The sequence below is a fragment of the Balneola sp. genome (assembly GCA_002694685.1).
Taxonomy (GTDB): Bacteria; Bacteroidota; Rhodothermia; order Balneolales; family Balneolaceae; genus Gracilimonas.
In genome coordinates this window covers 496,658-514,159 of sequence record NZMW01000004.1, presented here as the reverse complement: position 1 = coordinate 514,159, position 17,502 = coordinate 496,658, and the positions used below count along the sequence as shown (strand labels likewise).

The following is a 17,502-nucleotide window of genomic DNA, read 5'->3' as shown; positions in this document are numbered from 1 at the left end:
AAGCAATGAATTTCAAAGAGTTTAAAATTTCGAGTCTTTCGATCAATAACCGTACTACCGTGTATTTGCTTACGGTATTGATTACGATTATTGGTATTTATTCGTACATCACGCTTCCTAAAGAGAGCTTTCCCGAAGTAGAAATCCCTATTTTTAACGTTGTAACGGTGTATGCAGGTGCTTCACCCGCTGATATCGAAAACGTAATCACACGCCCCATTGAGCAGGAATTAAAGGGTATTGATGGCATTGATGTGATAAGCAGTGTGTCTAAGCAGGCCACTTCAATCATAACCGTGGAATTTCAAACCAGCAAAGACAAACTGGTTGCACAGCAGGAAGTTAACGATGCCGTTGATAAAGCCCGGGCTGAACTTCCGGCACAACTTACGCAGGAACCGCAGGTAAGTGATTTCAACCTTGATGATCAGCCAATCCTGAACATCAACCTTTCCGGTAACTTTGATTTGGTGGAACTGAAGGAGTTTGCGGATGAAATTCAGGACCGAATTGAAAGCCTGACCGATGTAAACGAAGCAGAAATTGTGGGCGCACTGGAACGTGAAATCCAGATTAATGTAGACTTACAAAAAATGCAGGCTGCTGGAATTACCTTCAATAGCATCAGTACTGCGGTTACTAACAAAAACATGACCGTTTCTGCGGGTCAGCTTGACCTCGGCACTATGGAGCGTTCGGTTCGGGTTGATGGTGAAATTGAAGAAGCCAGCGACCTGGAAAACCTCATCATCAAAAATAACCTTGGGGATGAAGTTTACCTGAAAGACATCGCCCAGATTCAAGATGATTTTGCTGACCGTGAAAGTTATGCAAGTCTATATGGTGAGCCGGTTATTACCATCAACGTAAAGAAAAAAAGTGGTGGAAATCTGATTGAAACTTCTGAAGCCAGTATGGCTATTCTTAAGGATTTGCAGGAAAATCAATTTCCGGATGAACTGAATATCACTGTAACAGGCGATCGTTCTCAAGACACCAAAGACAGCGTTTCCAACTTATTCAACACCGTAATCCTTGGCTTCTTTTTTGTGGTCTTGGTGCTGATGTTCATCATGGGGGTTCAAAATGCGGTTTTTGTAGGACTCGCTATTCCACTTTCTACCCTTATCGCTTTTTCAGTAATGCCGGTAATCGATTTTTCAATCAACACCGTCGTACTTTTTGCCCTCATTCTTGGTCTGGGTATTGTGGTAGATAACGCCATTGTAATCGTAGAAAACATCTATCGACATGTAACCAAAGGCGAGCTAAGTAAAATGGATGCTGCCAAAAAAGCAGCGGGAGAAATTGCTCTTCCTGTAATTACTGGAACACTAACGACCATTGCCCCCTTCTTCCCTTTGTTATTCTGGGGTGGAATTATCGGTCAGTTTATGTTCTATCTGCCGGTCACGCTGATCTTAACATTGGTGGCCTCATTACTCGTGGCGCTCATCATGAATCCCGTTTTTGCGGTTTCTTTTATTAGTGAAGATGAAGAACACATAAACGGAGACGACAGCCATAACAACACGTTCTTGTGGATCGCATCAGCAGTAGTTGGTGCACTTGCTGTGATATTCTATCTGACTGGCGGAATGTTTGTGGCCAATATCCTCATCTTCCTTTACCTACTATGGTTATTAGAGCGTTTTATACTGAAGCCTTTGATAAGAAAATTCAACGAATCTGCATTACCAAAACTACAGCAAGCTTACCACGATGCTATCAAATGGATTTTGGTTGGATTTCGGCCTTGGTACACGTTGGTCTCTGCCGTAATATTTCTTGTATTCAGTTTCTTCTTATTGGGAATTGTGTCTCCGAAAGTAGTCTTTTTCCCCAGCGGAGAACCTAATTTTGTATACGTTTACAACGAGATGCCTGCCGGTACCGATTTAGATGAAACCAACCGGATCAATCAAAAGATCGAAGAACGGGTATATGAAGTTATTGGTCGAGATAATCCCATCGTTAAGTCCGTAATTTCAAATGTAGCTATTGGAGCGAATCCTCCCAGTAGCAGTGACCCAACTCCTTCCGCCACCAAAAGTAAAGTAAGCGTAGAATTTGTTGATTATCAAAACCGCAATGGCGTTTCCACTCAGGAGTTATTGAATGAAATCAGGGAAAACGTACAAGGTATTCCCGGAACTACGATTACGGTGGATAAAGAACAATCAGGTCCACCTACGGGTAAACCCATCAATATTGAAATTACAGGAGATGAATTTGAACAGCTCATTAGCCTCACTGAAAACTTCAAAAACTACATTCAGGATCAGGACATTGCCGGTATCGAAGAATTGAGGTCTGATCTTCAGGTCAACAATCCCGAACTCATCATTGATATCGATAATGAAAAAGCGAACAGCTATGGGATCAGTAATGTGCAGATTGGGACGGCTATCCGAACTGCGTTGTTAGGATCTCCCATTTCAACATTTCGAGAAGATGAGGATGAATATGATGTTCGGTTGCGGTTACAGCAAAAAGACCGCAGCAACATAACCGATCTCATGAACATGACCGTTGCTACCCCAACCGGTAATATTCCGATATCTGCAGTGGCAATTCCTCGCTTTGAATCCAGCTATGGGGCCATTAACCGAATCGACCTTGAGCGAGTGGTTACCCTCTCCTCAAACGTATTGTCAGGATATAACGCTAATGAGATTAATACGCAGATCAGAGAATCGCTACAGGATTTCGAAATTCCCCAAGGCTATGAAATTTCACTCACCGGTGAACAAGAAGAACAGGCTGAAACCGGACAGTTCTTGATGGTTGCCCTGCTTGCAGCTGTTGGATTAATATTCCTGATTCTGGTCGCCCAGTTCAATTCTATTGGAAAATCCCTGATCATTATGTCTCAGGTAATTTTCAGTTTGATTGGAGTGTTTATTGGTTTTGCTACTTTCGGAATGGATATCTCGGTAGTACTTACAGGGATGGGTATCATCGCTGTAGCGGGAATCGTAGTTAAGAATGGAATTATCCTAATTGACTACATCGACATTTTAAGAAATGAAGGGTCCAGTCTGAAAGACGCTGTGATTGAAGGAGGAGCTACTCGTTTAAATCCTGTACTCCTAACAGCAGCTTCTACCATCCTCGGGCTTATCCCATTGGCTATCGGCCTAAACATCGACTTTTATGGCCTCTTTGCCAGCTTTGAACCCAACTTATACTTCGGTGGTGATAATGCTTCGTTCTGGGGTCCACTTGCCTGGACTATTATCTACGGTCTTGGTTTTGCAACTTTTCTCACTCTCTTTCTTGTTCCTTCTATGTATTATATCGGTGTAAATACCAAGATTTGGTTCAAAAGAAAATTCAACAAAGTAGAAGCTTCATAAATGAGTATTAATCTCACAAATATTCCGTATTCCGTTTTGGATCTTGCTGTAGTTACAAAGGGAAGTTCTACAGCTCAGGCCATTCAGCAAAGCCGTGATTTAGCACAACATGCTGAAGAACAGGGTTACCATCGCTTTTGGATGGCTGAACACCACAATATGAAACATATTGCCAGTTCAGCAACCACTGTTTTACTGGGCCATGTAGCAGAAGCAACAACCTCTATAAGGGTAGGTTCAGGTGGCATTATGCTTCCCAATCACTCCCCGCTGGTTATAGCTGAACAGTTTGGAACACTGGCAACTATGTACCCCAACCGTATTGATCTGGGATTAGGTCGTGCGCCGGGAACCGACCAGGCTACGGCTCATGCTATTCGCCCCGATCGCATACAGCAAGTACATAATTTCCCTGAAAATGTGAAACAGCTTCGAAAATACCTATCAGCAGAAAATGACAGTAACGTCAGGGCATTCCCCGGAGAAGGCACCGAAGTTCCCTTGTGGATTCTAGGTTCCAGTACCGATAGTGCTCATTTAGCAGCTGAATTAGGATTACCTTACGCTTTTGCAAGTCATTTTGCTCCCCAACAGCTACATGAGGCTATCCGCATATATCGCGAAAACTTCAAGCCCTCAAAACAACTTGACGAACCTTATATTATGGCTGGTATTAATATGATAGCTGCCAACAGCAACGAAAAAGCGGAGTATCTTTCTACGTCTATGAAGCAGATGTTTTTAGGCATCATAACCGGTGAACGAGAACCACTTCCTCCCCCGGTCGATGATCTCTCAACTATTATGGGAATTCAATACAAAATGGCTCTCAACCAGATGCTGGCTTATTCTTTCATTGGTGATCCAATTAAAATTGAAAATGAGCTTCAAGCTTTTATCAAACAAACGGAAGTTAACGAAGTGCTTATTGCTTCCTATATATTTGATTATGAGGAGCGACTAAAATCACATCAGCTTTTTGCTGAAATGATGAAAGGGTTAATCAGTAAAGAAGCATCACCCTTACATTCATAAACTATTTTTGTACCCCGAAAACCCAAGCCTTGCTAAGTGAAATTAGCAGGGCTTTTTTGTTCCCAAAATTAAAGCCTTCAATTATCCCACTCGGGGGCAAAATCAGGATCTACCAAACGCGTTGACTTGTCAATGTCGTCGATGGCATAAAAGTCATCATCTTCCAAAGCAAAATCGTACACGTCAATATTCTCTTTCAGGTGCTGCTCTGTAGAAGCTTTTGGTATTGCAACCACTTGCTCCTGCTCAATCAACCAACGAAGAGCAATTTGAGCCGGTGACTTACCATACTTCTCTCCTAGCTCTTGAAGTAATGGATGATCCATTACTTTTGAATCTGCAAGCGGTGAGTGAGAAGTAAACAAAAGATCTTTTTCGGCAGCATAATCCAGCAGATCAAACTGACTCAGGAATGGGTGGTACTCAACCTGATTACAAAAAATCGGGGCCGCTAATTCTTCATTCACTTCTTTCAGTAATTTCATAGGAAAGTTAGCGACACCAATATTCAATGCTTTTCCCTGATCTCGAAGCGACAGAAAGGCCTCCATTGTCTTCTCAATATCAATGTCAGGATTGGGCCAGTGAACCAACAGAAGATCCACATAGGGAGTATCAAGTTCCCGGAGGGAGTCTTCGGCTATTTTAAGAACATCCTCTTTCTCCAGATGAGTATGCCAGATTTTAGTGGTAAGGAAAATCTCTTCCCGATCAACATGTGATCTTTTTATAGCCCCCCCCACTTCTCTTTCATTCTTATAACTTTGAGCGGTATCAATGTGTCGATAGCCGAGGTTAAGCGCCAACTTAATGGTATTTTCGCCTTCTCTGCCAATTAATCGGTGTGTTCCGAGTCCTATTTCGGGCACTTCCACCCCTTGAATTGTTTTAAACTGCATGATAGGTAAAGAGTAATCTCCTTATTTATTATTGATTCTTGTTAGAAATAACTGATATCACACGAAATCTGTTCACTATTTTACTAATGTCATTTTTCGGGTCATAACATTTTTTCCGACTTCTAGTTGATAAATATACATTCCACTTGGTCGGTCAGTAGCATTCCACTCAAATTGATGCTCCCCTGCCGACATAGTTCCTTCAGCAATAACCGCTACCGGCTGTCCCACAATATTAAAAACAGAAAGCCGAACCTCTTCGGATTCAGGCAGGTAAAATGAAATTGTAGTTGCCGGATTAAATGGGTTTGGGAAGTTTTGATGAAGTTCTACTTCTCTTGGCCGGGTATCTGTACCTTCATCATTCTCAGCTTCAGAACCTTTGGGCCTGATATGTATAACAAATTTGTCTTTGGTAGTATAGGGTTCAAGTGAGGGATCGTCAACATCAGAATCTGAATCATTTTCAGTCTCTGTATTGCTGACCGGGAGTGTGTGCTCAAAATTGATTGAGAAATCTTTCCTCAAGCTATACTCTTTCTCGTTACTGATATCTTCTATAAATACTTCCCAGTCAGCGGGAATTTCATCCCAAGCCGAAACTGATAGCGTATATTTTCCACCCGAAGTTGTACTAAAAGTAACGGGCAGTTCTAAAGACTGTTCCATTCCTGAGGAAAGAGTTAGCTCACTGAAATAATCATCACCTTGACTAAAAGCAATATTCAAAAAATCTGATTGGTCTAAAAATACTGCAGAGTATGAGTTTAAATCCTTCGTACTTTTTATAGTGCCTCCATCAGTAAAATGAATTTTTAAAGACTCCTCCTTCTCCTCTGTAGATAAAGTTATTTCAAGCAGTCCTCGAGTTTCTTCAGCGGATTCGTCTGTAACTTCTTCGGAAGGCTGCAGCAGTCGGTCTTGATCTAAGGTGATCTCCGTAGCCTGTTGATGGCTTTGTAATAAAATCCAAAACGGAGCACCCGGGGCTACTTCATCCTTCTCATTTAGTGGTTTGAAGTTAACCTCACCCTTAGAGTTTTGGTGGATGCTATATACATTTTGATCCAAAGAAAGATCAGGAAATTCAGTTGCCATAAGCTCTAAAAGCCGATCTACTTTGAAGGCTTCGCTTAGGTTATTGTACACTAAGTTTAGTCCTTCAAGACCATCAAATACTTCATTTCCATTTTCGTCCGTTCCGGAAACTGTGAAAGAAAGACTCGTTGACTCAGGCATTACCTTCTGAGCTGATTCTGTCTGCTGCCACTCCGATAACTTTTCAAGTTCTTCAGCCTCAAAATATCCGAACAGAATTTCACTTTCGGCTTCTTGCGCTAAGCTTTCTTCGGCTTTGATAAATTTTTGCTGTTCCTCGCTCCAGCTAAATAATTCCTTTTCAGGAAAAGCTTCGCTAAATCCTTCAGGGTTAACCATTACTTTCCAGCCCTGAGAATTCCCCTTTAATAAAGAAATTTGTTGCGCTGTGGCGTCTTGCTGAAATCCTTGTTCTGATATCACATCCTCAGCCTTACTTTCTGGTATTGAATCTTCTTGCTTTAGGCTAGTTGGTTTGGCGTTTTGAACCCTGCTATACTGAGAAGTAAAAATTTCATTTCCTTCAAAATCTCTAAGAGTAATATTCCCTCCAATTCTTCGGAGCAGTGGATCTTTTAAACCTGATACAATTACAGATTGCGAGGTATCACCCTCTGCAGGTTTTGAGGAATCCCTAAATCTGATTGTTTCAAGAGGGTATAAAACTGCTCTCTCATCAAAAACATATTTCTGATTTCCTGATTCCAACGACCATCCACTTAGTGAAACAACCCCATCCTCTGTATTCTTCATATCAACATATCCTTCCCCATCAGAAGAATTCAAAACCTCTGCAATAAGTACCTCAGGGATCTCATCATCTAACACGATGAGACTATGCGAAAGGAAGTCACCAAAATTGCCCTTGGAAAGATTATCTAAGGTAAAAATCCCGGTCTCTCTACCCTCATAAACATCATCGTCTTTTAAGGGCACATTAACTTCATAAACGCCATCTCCAATCAAACCGGTAAAGTTCAATCTTCTGGTTTTATAATTACTGAAGTCTGAGGAACTGGTAATACTTCGAAGTGAGTCAAAAACCACATCCACTGAAAGTCTGGAGCCATCATGTTCGAATATGGCAACACTAAATGTGGCAACAGAATCAGATTCCTCAACAGTAGAAACACTTTGATCAAATAGCACTACGGGAGGAGTCAATAGGTTAAAAGAAGTACCAAAATTAGCGAACGGAGATGTCTCATTGCTTCTCCAGTTGGAAGGCTCTGATACAAATTTAAGCAGTAGTTTCCGGGTTCCACTAGCCCCATTACGGATAAAATATTGGTGATTTGCAGCGTCACCCAACGTTAAATAAGAATGCTCATTTTCTTTTAAGCTTACTGGTATATCAGATCCACCATTTGCTTCACTCTCATTATTCCAGATATGTCCTTTACCCCAGCCCAAAGCAAAAATAAAGCGATGAATACTTTCCTCTTTTTGATAGGCAAATAATCGAAAGGTTCCCCCTTCTAATTGCAGCTCACCCGATACCGTAAACCGTGGGTCATCTGTACTATTAACATGCAGATTTGTACCTGCCTGAATATTTTCATTAAACCGAACTTGCAGCTCCTGCCCAGATAAGACCCTGGCAGAGTCATCCCACGTACCATTTGAGAAGTAAACGGTTGTACCTCTATCAATATCGATCAGTGGAATAAAATCGACTGCTTGTGTATCTGCATTTGCTGATACAATAACCACATCTCCCGGCAACAGAACAGTTTGCGCCGTTGCCTTGAAACCTAAAGAGGCAACGATGAGAAAGAGGGCGATATGTATAGATTGCTGAAGTTTTTTAGATAGTAACTTTTTGGCCATAGGCACCTTGTTACCTCAGATTGATGTTCTTACAATTAACATATTTTCAGGCATAAAGGCATATAAATTTTCGCCTTTTTTTAAATTCTAATCATCCAAATTAGGAGACCCTAAGCGCCCCTCTGAAGAGGCAACAGCCACAGATACTGCCGCATCCCCCGTTATATTAACCGTTGTACGACACATATCTAAAATACGATCAACTCCTAAAATAAGAGCAATACCTGCTGTTGGCACCTGTATAGCTTCCAGAACAATAACTAACATCACAATACCGGCTCCAGGCACTCCTGCAGCTCCAATAGATGCAGCTGTTGCTGTTAATACAATCATAAGCTGCTGGGCGATTGTTAAGTCCATTCCCAATGCCTGAGCTATGAATACTGCTGCCACTGCCTGATATAAACTGGTTCCGTCCATATTTACTGTAGCACCAATCGGTAGCACAAAACTTGCAACTTCGTCTTCTACTCCAAGGTTCTTCTCTACCCTTTCCATAGTAACAGGTAATGTTGCAGAACTAGAGCTGGTACTAAAGCCAAGCAACATAGCCGGTTGTATAGCTCTGAAAAACGTAGATAATTTCATATCGCTGGTGAATTTGAAGAGACTGGCATACACCACAAATACATGGACAATTAGCGCCAAAATAACGGTCAGACAATACCACCCAAGGGCGTATAAAAGCTCGAAAGCCTGAGATAAATCATCCCCCGCTAAATCGATAATCAGTGAAGCCATCAGAGCAAACACCCCATAAGGTGCTGTAAGCATGATGAGTTCTACAATTCGGATGATTACATCATTGAATGCATCAAAAACATCGACTAATGTTTTCGCCTTACTTCCTCCAATCTGGATAATACCAATTCCCAATAAAATGGCTACAAATACAACCTGTAGCATGCTGGAGTTATTAGAAGCAGCTTCAAAAAAGTTCTCGGGCACGATATCTACAAGTACATCAAGCGGGCCTCTGTTTTGGACCAACTCAGCAGTGGCGCTTCTGTCATCTACTGATGCGCTATAACTTTCCTGAAGTTTTTGAGTGGTTTCGGCAGGAAGGGTCTTTCCGGGCTGAAGTACATTAACAGCTACAAGCCCAATGGTTATTGCAAAAACGGTAGTAACAGCATAAATAGAAACCGTTTTCAGCCCCATTCTTGAAAGCTTAGTCGTATCGTTAAGGCTGGTAACCCCCACGACCAATGACACTAGTACGAGCGGCATTGCAATTAACTTCAGCATGGCTATAAAAATAGTCCCAAATGGTTTGATATAATCCGTGGTGAACTCATTCAAACCTGTAACGCTGGCTAAAAGGCCCCAAATCAGACCTAAAATCAAACCAATAATAATTTGCCAGTGTAGTTTCTTATACCATTTCATACGCCAATAATTAAAATTAAAATCAATGTGATTAAGGAAGCTATTCCTGCAGAAATCCAGTTCACAAAATTGTTGCTAACATACAGATTCTCTTCACCAATTAAATAAAGTCCGGGTATTGTGTATTCCGAATTTTGGAACCGGGCACCAATGTAAGAATCAATCATGCTACCAAGGAAACCTGCTATGGCAATTATTGTAATTGCCACTAAACTTATACTCGAGTCAAAAAGAAAAAGCACTAATGAAATAAAAACAGCACCGGTAAATGCGGCAAGTGTCCCATAAATACTTATTCCACCATCTGTTCCTGGTTGTACTTTTTTCCAATCCAGAAACAACCATGTCTTTCCCTTTACCCTGTTACCACCTACTTCGGTAGCCCAGGTATCCGCCGCCGCAGCCGCTATAGCCGTAACCGCTGCGAACAGGAAAGCGTGGACACCTGACAGAAACCAAATCAATATCCAAAGAGCAAACCAAAATCCGTTTGACCATACCTGTTTGGCATTCCTTCTGAATTTTTTTTCTAAAAAGCCTTCTTTTGAGATAAGGTCTTTCGATAGAAATGAGCCGGAAATAAAAAACCCCAGAACAACCGCTGCCCCAGGCATTCCTCCAAGACCATAGGCAAAACTTCCAAATATGCTTGCAGAGATAGCTCCATCAATAGTGAGCCAGTTTAAGATGAAGGCCGTTCCGGACAATAGTATAGCGAGGAAAATCCCTACTAAAATTTGGTTATGATCCTGAGTATCCCCAAAGAGAATAAATACAAAGACCAGTGCAAGCGAAAAAAAGATATTTACCCAGCGGTCAAACACCTCTTAACTTGAAGCGGCTTCAGGTTCTTCGTCACGGTCATGTTTCATGATGGCGAAGATGACTAAAATGTACCCCGCCATAACCACGATGGGAGATATGAACAAAGAAATAAAGCCTTTGACTTCATTCTCAAGGTACATAGCTGTAAAACCTACAACGATCAGCAGGATTGCGATCCCGATCATTTTATAATTATATGCAGAAAAAAACATCGGTTCATGATCTGACGTTTTACGTCCTCGTTTTGCCATGTCGTTTTATTACCTTTGTAAATAGAATTTTTGATTGAACGGTTCGCTAAGTTATTTAATTATCTGCTAAACCCAAAAGTACAAAATACCATATGCCACGAATTATTCTGGCCTCCCAAAGCCCCAGAAGGAAAAGACTGCTCGAACAAATAGGTCTCGACTTTGAGGTTCACCCCAGCAATGTAGATGAAGTAAGTTCCGAACAAGAGCCTTCCTTGTTGGTAGAAGATTTAGCACTTCAGAAGGCAAATGATGTCGCTCACTCATTTCCGGATTCATTGATTATAGGCTCAGATACCCTTGTTGTGTTAAATAATGAAGTTATCGGGAAGCCCCGGGATGAAGATGAAGCTGCTGAATTTTTGCTAAACCTTAGTGATACCACACATCTTGTACTTACCGGAGTGGCTTTTGTTAAAACTAATAAAAATGGCCAAATTGAGGGTTCAAAGACTTTTCATGAGCAAACAAAAGTTACTTTTAGTACGTTAGCTGAAGAGGAAATACGGGCGTACGCTAAAAGCGGAAACCCTCTCGATAAAGCCGGTGCTTACGGAATTCAAGATGATCTGGGCGCGTTGTTTGTAGAAAAAATAGAAGGCGACTATTACAATGTGGTAGGTTTCCCCCTCAACAGGTTTTATAGAGAAATGAAGACTTTCATGCCGGAATTAAATATCATGGATACATGAGAAATATAGTTAGATACCTTGCTTTGGGCGTACTTTTCAGTTTATTGGGGAGTTCGCTTATGGCTCAGAATAATAGCGAGTTTCAGTTAGCTACTCGGCTTATGCAGCAACAGAAGTATGGGGATGCCCTTCCTCTCCTTCAGGAATTGTATAAGGAAAATCCAGAAACTTATGTATATGCAGACCGGCTTATTGATTGCCTTATCCAGCTAAAGCAGTATGATGAAGGACTTCAGGTTGCCCGGCGTTATGAAGGTCAGCCCGAATTTGATAGCCAGGTACAAGTTCGTTTGGGTGAACTCTATCACTTCAAGGAAGAAATAGAAACAGCAAGGGAAATCTGGTATTCCAATTTGGAAGAGCATTCTCTGCAACATCAGCTTTATATTTCTACAGCACGAACCATGATCAGTCGAAGGGAATACATGGATGCTGTTGATGTCTATAAAATGGGGCGAAAAGTTTTCCAAAATGAACGATTGTTTTTTGGAGATATAGCCAATGCGTACATGCGGGCAGGAGAATATGAATTTGCTATTCGGGAATGGTTGGACCTGCTTGAAGCTTCGCCAAATCAGATCTCTTTTATACAACGAAGTCTTCTTAGGTATAATGATCCCATTCTGAATGACATTACTATTATTGAGCTTGATGAGCGTTTAGAAAATATTTCCGTATCCAGTCCAAGTTACCAGACCTTTTATCAGCTTCAGATCTGGTTGCTTCAGGAAAACAAACTTTACCGGCGGGCCCTGGCTTCAGCAACTGAATATGAAAGTCGTTCCGAATCTTATAATTACGCTCTTTTCAATCTGGGTAGGCAGTTAGTCGATAACAATGAGTTTGAGCTTGCTCGTGATGCATTCACCTATTATACAGACAAAAGCTTTGGCGAAATAAAATGGAGGGGTTTAGAAGAACTGGCTAATACGTATTCTAAATGGGCCAAATATATTGATGATTATAATCTTGACTTTACCAATCAGCGAGACAGCCTCTATCAGCTTGCAACAGCTATGCTTGATTCTATTGAAAATGAAACCAATAGTTATAGCGGGATGGGTAGCGTGCAGCTAAAGCGGGCCGAACTTTCGCTCGATCATATTTTTGATTTAGAAAAAGCTCGGGCAGCTTTGAAGAAATTGAAAAGTCTGCCTGGAACCCGTGATTCTCCGGAGATACCTTACCTGGAAGGTCGCATTCATCTTGCAAACAGAGAATTCACTCAGGCTCGTATCAATTTCACAAGAGCAAATAAACAAGCTGAAATTGGAGAGTTAGCTGAAAAAACACGCTATTTCCTTGCTTTAACGGACTTTTATGGCGGGGATTATGAATTTGCGGGAATACAGCTAAAATCACTGGGAAGGCAAAATACGTCCTATTATGCAAACGATGCCCTCGAACTCCGCCTCTGGCTGCAACAAGGAACAGCAGTTGATACCACGGGTGAAAAACTCTCCATTTTTGCGGATGCGGTTTTCAATGAGAATAATGGTGGGACTAAAGAAAGTGCAGACCAATTTTTGGCTATCATAGAAGAATCCGGTTTCTCACCCCTTAAAGATGATGCGTTGTTATTTTTTGTTGAATCTTCCCATATTGATAAGGCTTTGAAATTCGCTCAGCTTAGTTCTTTTTTAACAGGGGTTAGTCAAACTCCAATTAAAGAAAAATTGCTTTGGGAACAGGCAAAATTAGCCGAGCAAGTAACTGGGGATAATTGTGAATCCGCAGAAGATTGTTTCTTTGATGGCTCTAACGCTTCTGCTTCGGATATTTATGAATTGCTTATTCTGCAGTACCCACAAGGTTTTTATGCGCCATATGCAAGAGAGCGTCTAACTGATATAACCAATCAAAATTCCTGATATGATCAAGAGAACATTGACCATTTTTATATTTGTGTTGAGTCCAATCTTCGCGGTTGTAGCCCAACAGCATGTACTCATTTCGATGGATGCTTCTCAAACCAACCACCTGAAAGCATACGGTGTGATGTTCAATCACATTACGGATGGTTACACTGCACAATGGCTACTCAATCATCGAGGAGGAAGCTTCCTTGCAAAGGCTGAAAATGATATCATCAGAAAAAGCCGGCTTCGTAACGTATCCCTGCAAACAATTTCTGCATCTGAAGCCCAAAGGTTGATCGCCGAAGTAGAGAGCAATAGCAGCAACACGGCTGTTGTTAATTTAGAGAAATCCCCGAAAATTGCCGTTTACACACCCGACCAAGCCCTTCCGTGGGATGATGCCGTAACACTGGCTCTTACTTATGCTGAAGTTGAATATGACAAGATTTGGGATGTTGAGGTTTTGGAAGGCAAGCTTGATGAATATGACTGGCTTCACCTTCACCATGAAGATTTTACCGGACAATATGGGAAATTTTGGGCCAGCTATCGCAATATGCCATGGTATATTGCTCAGGTTAAGCAGATGGAGGCAATGGCACAAAATCTAGGGTATTCTTCCGTGAGTGAACAGAAGAAAGAAGTTGCCAGAACCATTAAAAGATATGTGGGGAATGGTGGATTCCTTTTTGCAATGTGCTCGGGAACCGACACCTTTGATATCGCCCTTGCAGCTGAAGGTATTGATATAGCGCCCGAACAATTTGACGGAGATCCGACCGACCCAAACGCTCAGCAGAAACTGGATTTTAGCAAATCACTGGCTTTCGAAAACTTCAGCATCGTTCTCAATCCAAGTGAGTATGAGCATGCAAATATTGATGTGCCCGTCAGTATTAATCGGGTGGATCAATCGCTGGACTTTTTTACGCTTTTTGAATTTTCAGCAAAATGGGATCCGGTTCCAACCATGCTTACTCAGAATCATGTGAGTAGTGTTCGAGGTTTCTACGGTCAGACCACAGCCTTCCGAAAAGAAAAAGTAAAATCTTCGGTCGTTATTTTGGGAGAGTCTCCGGGACGTGAGCAGGTAAAATATATTCATGGAAATTATGGCAGAGGCACCTTCACCTTTTACGCCGGGCACGATCCTGAAGATTATACTCACCGTGTCAATGACCCCCCCACAGATTTAGCCCTGCACCCCAACAGTCCGGGCTATAGACTTATCCTGAACAACATCCTCTTCCCCGCAGCCAAAAAGAAGAAGAAGAAAACGTAATTAATGTTAAATGCTCAATGTTAAGTGTTAAATTTGAACGCATTTAACATTCAAAATTTAACACTTAACATTTCTGTATGAAGCCAAGCCGGAAGTTTGAGGATCTTGTAGAACTCGTCGCTATTCTGAGAAAAGAATGTCCATGGGATCGTAAACAGACACACGAGTCTATTAAAGACAATTTGATTGAAGAAGCGTATGAAGCTATTGATGCCTTGGATAATCAGGATTTCGATGAGTTTAAAAAGGAGCTGGGCGACTTATTGCTCCATGTAGTGTTTCACTCAAAAATGGCCACTGAAACCGAGACCTTTGATATTGGTGATGTAATCTACACGCTGATGGAAAAGCTTATCCGTAGGCACCCGCATGTTTTTGGAGATACAGAAGTTGATGGAGAAGGTCAGGTTTCCGAGAATTGGGAAAACATCAAACTGAAAGAAGGCAAGAAATCTACGCTTGATGGATTACCGGCACAACTCCCTGCTTTAATCCGCGCACAACGGATGCAGGAAAAAGCAGCTAATGTCGGTTTTGACTGGCCCGAATGGAAATTAGCCTGGGAAAAGCTGGATGAAGAACTTCATGAATTTCGGGATGCTCTTGAACGAAACGACCCGGATGAGCTAGCGGACGAGTTTGGGGATGTACTCTTCTCTATGGTGAATGTGAGTAGATATTTTGAATTAAACGCCGAAGATAGTCTTCGCAAAACCAACTCTAAATTCGAATACCGCTTCAGATATATTGAGGAGAAGTTAAAAGAACAAAACAAGGCCCTCAAAGATGCTTCCCTGGAAGAGATGGATGTGTTATGGAACGAGGCTAAAGACCTGCCTTCTTAATCTGTTTCCTTAATTCTCTTTCTTGATTACTCTGGAACTAAATTTATCTATAAAATAGCCCTTCTTCTTTTTAATGAAATATCCTCCAATGGCTACGGTTAATGCTGTAGCTACTCCTACTAAAATCCAGAAGCCGAGCCATTCTCCGAAATTAAAGAAGCGGGTAAAGGTCTCTGACCAAAAAGCGGCATACAATCCTACCACTGACCAATTCATAAATTCGTAGTGATATTCCAACCATGTATCCTTTGGTTTTTTTAGATACGCCGGAATAAATCCCCCAAAGATACTTCCCAAACTTATGAGCGCAAACACGTGGAAGGGTCCAAAATATCCAAAGAGTTTGTAGATCATCAGGGCCGTCACATTTAAGCCAATCATACACAGCACGTAGAAATAGCCAATTACTTTATGAACAAAAGTGCCTTTTCTCATAAAGATAATCAGAGCGCCTAAAAACATGGAAAGGATAGCAAAGCCAAAGTGGAAAAAACCTAAGAGATCAAATTGATAAGATTCCATAGCTAGTCTTTTTTTTTATTCATTCCGAGTTACGGTTCACCTACTTCAATGTTACGATTTGGTGAAGTAACGTAATCCCCCTTTAACAGAAACATGGCTATTAGTACAGCTGGAAGGAGGTTTTTAAAAACGATATGAAGTTATCTCCCAAAAAATAGACTGTATCTTCTGGAAAAGCGGTTACAATAGAAACCCTATCTTCATGAATTCTTCAAATAACTTTAGTTTCTTAAAATAGATTTAACTTTTTTGACTTAAAATTGTGCAGTCATTTTACTATATTCAATGCTCTTCTCACACGAGAAATGGAACTTTTTACCAACTCAAAACGCTTAGCATATTAAATTGCAGACAGCGTTAAGTTGGCTCTTTTCGAGCATATTATTCTTTAACCAAATATTGGAGTACTAAATGTCAGAAGGCATTCACACAGGCTTTGACGAGCAACAATACCCTTATATCAATAAAGGACTTGAAGGCATAATCGCGTTCTCAACCACTAAAAGCTTTATTGACGGACAGAAAGGCGAACTTATTTACTCAGGTTATCTTATTGATATCCTTGCAGAAAATGCGACTTTTGAAGAGGTCTGCTTTTTATTGTGGAATGACCGGCTTCCAAATTCAGAAGAACTGGAAAGCTTAAAGAAATTATTAGTTGAACATCGTTCTCTTCCGCAGCCGGTTTTGGATTACATTCAGGCAACGGATAAAAGTGCAGAGCCCATGGCCGTTCTTAGAACTGCTGTATCCATGCTTGCTGATTTTGATGATACCCACGGTAAGTTTGATGACACACTTTTTGAAGGTCAGGCTATTGATATTACAGCCAAGATACCTACCATTATCGCCGCTTTTGATCGTGCCCGAAAAGGAAAAGATTTTGTAGCCCCTCTTGAAGAGGGAAGCACAGCTTTCAACTTCTTATATATGTTGAATGGCGAGAAGCCCGGAACACAAGCAGAGAAAACCATGGATCTTTGCCTGATTCTTCATGCAGAACATGGGATGAATGCTTCAACGTTTACCGCCCGCACCATTTGTGCTACTCAGTCTGATATGTATTCTGCCATCACCGGTGCTATCGGTGCTCTTAAAGGACCACTTCACGGTGGAGCAAATACAGCCGTTATGAATACCCTTCTTGAGTTGGATAAAGATCCCGATACTGCGGACGCCGTTGAATTCACTAAAAGAAAGTTAGCTAATAAAGAGAAGCTTTCAGGATTTGGTCACCGTGTTTACAAAACCTTTGACCCACGTGCCCGATTGCTACAAACAATGTCTAAAGATCTTTCCGAAGAAACCGGACATGAGCAGCTTTATGAATGGTCAATGGATATGTTGAATACTATGAAGGAAGAAAAAGATATTGATCCTAATGTGGATTTCTTCTCAGCTACCGTGTATTACTCTATCGGAATTGAGCCGGATTTATACACCTGTATTTTCACGATGAGTCGTGTTTCAGGATGGACCGGTCACTTCATGGAGCAAGCGGCTAATAACCGCCTAATACGTCCACGTGCCCTTTACGTTGGTGAAAAAGGCCTGGAATGGACATCCGTTGAAGAGCGGTAGTAACTGATTATAGATTTGTAGGGTTTAAAATCCCA

The 17,502-nt window shown here is 41.4% G+C and carries 13 protein-coding genes; 7 read left to right on the top strand and 6 right to left on the bottom strand.

The annotated features are described in order from the left end of the window. Positions 1-5: 5 nt before the first annotated feature. Both CL667_07735 and CL667_07730 read left to right on the top strand, forming a co-directional pair. Complete coding sequence (locus CL667_07735) at positions 6-3,359, top strand: copper transporter (protein ID MAL17587.1); 3,354 nt, start codon at positions 6-8, stop codon at positions 3,357-3,359. Continuing rightward, positions 3,360-4,394, top strand: coding sequence for an LLM class flavin-dependent oxidoreductase (locus CL667_07730; protein MAL17586.1), 1,035 nt, complete (start codon positions 3,360-3,362; stop codon positions 4,392-4,394). It abuts the gene before it with no gap. Positions 4,395-4,471: 77 nt separating this feature from the next. Here CL667_07730 and CL667_07725 read toward each other — a convergent pair whose 3' ends face one another. The 5 genes from CL667_07725 to CL667_07705 all read right to left on the bottom strand — a co-directional run bounded on the left by CL667_07725 (position 4,472) and on the right by CL667_07705 (position 10,686). Next, entirely contained in the window at positions 4,472-5,293 is an 822-nt protein-coding gene (locus tag CL667_07725) for a 2,5-didehydrogluconate reductase (protein ID MAL17585.1), read from the bottom strand. Between the two features lie 75 nt (positions 5,294-5,368). Next, a complete protein-coding gene (locus CL667_07720) occupies positions 5,369-8,221 on the bottom strand; it encodes a hypothetical protein (protein MAL17584.1) in 2,853 nt (950 codons plus the stop codon). Positions 8,222-8,308: 87 nt separating this feature from the next. Continuing rightward, on the bottom strand, positions 8,309-9,610 hold the full coding sequence (locus CL667_07715; GenBank protein ID MAL17583.1) for a dicarboxylate/amino acid:cation symporter: 1,302 nt from the start codon (positions 9,608-9,610) through the stop codon (positions 8,309-8,311). After that, complete coding sequence (locus CL667_07710; protein ID MAL17582.1) at positions 9,607-10,434, bottom strand: hypothetical protein; 828 nt, start codon at positions 10,432-10,434, stop codon at positions 9,607-9,609. Before CL667_07710 ends, CL667_07715 begins: the two co-directional genes overlap by 4 nt. Before the next feature lie 3 nt (positions 10,435-10,437). Further along, the gene (locus tag CL667_07705) at positions 10,438-10,686 is read right to left on the bottom strand and encodes a hypothetical protein (GenBank protein ID MAL17581.1); all 249 of its coding nucleotides are present in this window, start codon (positions 10,684-10,686) and stop codon (positions 10,438-10,440) included. A gap of 92 nt (positions 10,687-10,778) precedes the next feature. Here CL667_07705 and CL667_07700 point away from each other — a divergent pair, with 92 nt between their 5' ends. From CL667_07700 to CL667_07685, 4 genes are all read left to right on the top strand, one after another. After that, the gene (locus CL667_07700) at positions 10,779-11,378 is read left to right on the top strand and encodes a septum formation inhibitor Maf (protein ID MAL17580.1); all 600 of its coding nucleotides are present in this window, start codon (positions 10,779-10,781) and stop codon (positions 11,376-11,378) included. Further along, positions 11,375-13,249 carry a hypothetical protein gene (locus tag CL667_07695; protein MAL17579.1) on the top strand — a complete coding sequence of 625 codons (1,875 nt, stop codon included), beginning with the start codon at positions 11,375-11,377 and terminating at the stop codon, positions 13,247-13,249. The genes CL667_07700 and CL667_07695 overlap by 4 nt, the downstream gene beginning before the upstream one ends. A 4-nt stretch (positions 13,250-13,253) precedes the next feature. Next, complete coding sequence (locus tag CL667_07690; GenBank protein MAL17578.1) at positions 13,254-14,519, top strand: asparagine synthetase B; 1,266 nt, start codon at positions 13,254-13,256, stop codon at positions 14,517-14,519. A 77-nt stretch (positions 14,520-14,596) separates the two neighbouring features. Next, positions 14,597-15,364 carry a nucleoside triphosphate pyrophosphohydrolase gene (locus CL667_07685; protein MAL17577.1) on the top strand — a complete coding sequence of 256 codons (768 nt, stop codon included), beginning with the start codon at positions 14,597-14,599 and terminating at the stop codon, positions 15,362-15,364. 9 nt (positions 15,365-15,373) lie between these two features. Here CL667_07685 and CL667_07680 read toward each other — a convergent pair whose 3' ends face one another. Beyond that, positions 15,374-15,886 (bottom strand): hypothetical protein, encoded by a 513-nt coding sequence (locus CL667_07680; protein ID MAL17576.1) that lies wholly within the window; start codon positions 15,884-15,886, stop codon positions 15,374-15,376. Between the two features lie 411 nt (positions 15,887-16,297). Between CL667_07680 and CL667_07675 the strand changes: the two genes are divergently transcribed. Then, entirely contained in the window at positions 16,298-17,467 is a 1,170-nt protein-coding gene (locus CL667_07675) for a citrate synthase (GenBank protein MAL17575.1), read from the top strand. Positions 17,468-17,502 lie beyond the last annotated feature (35 nt).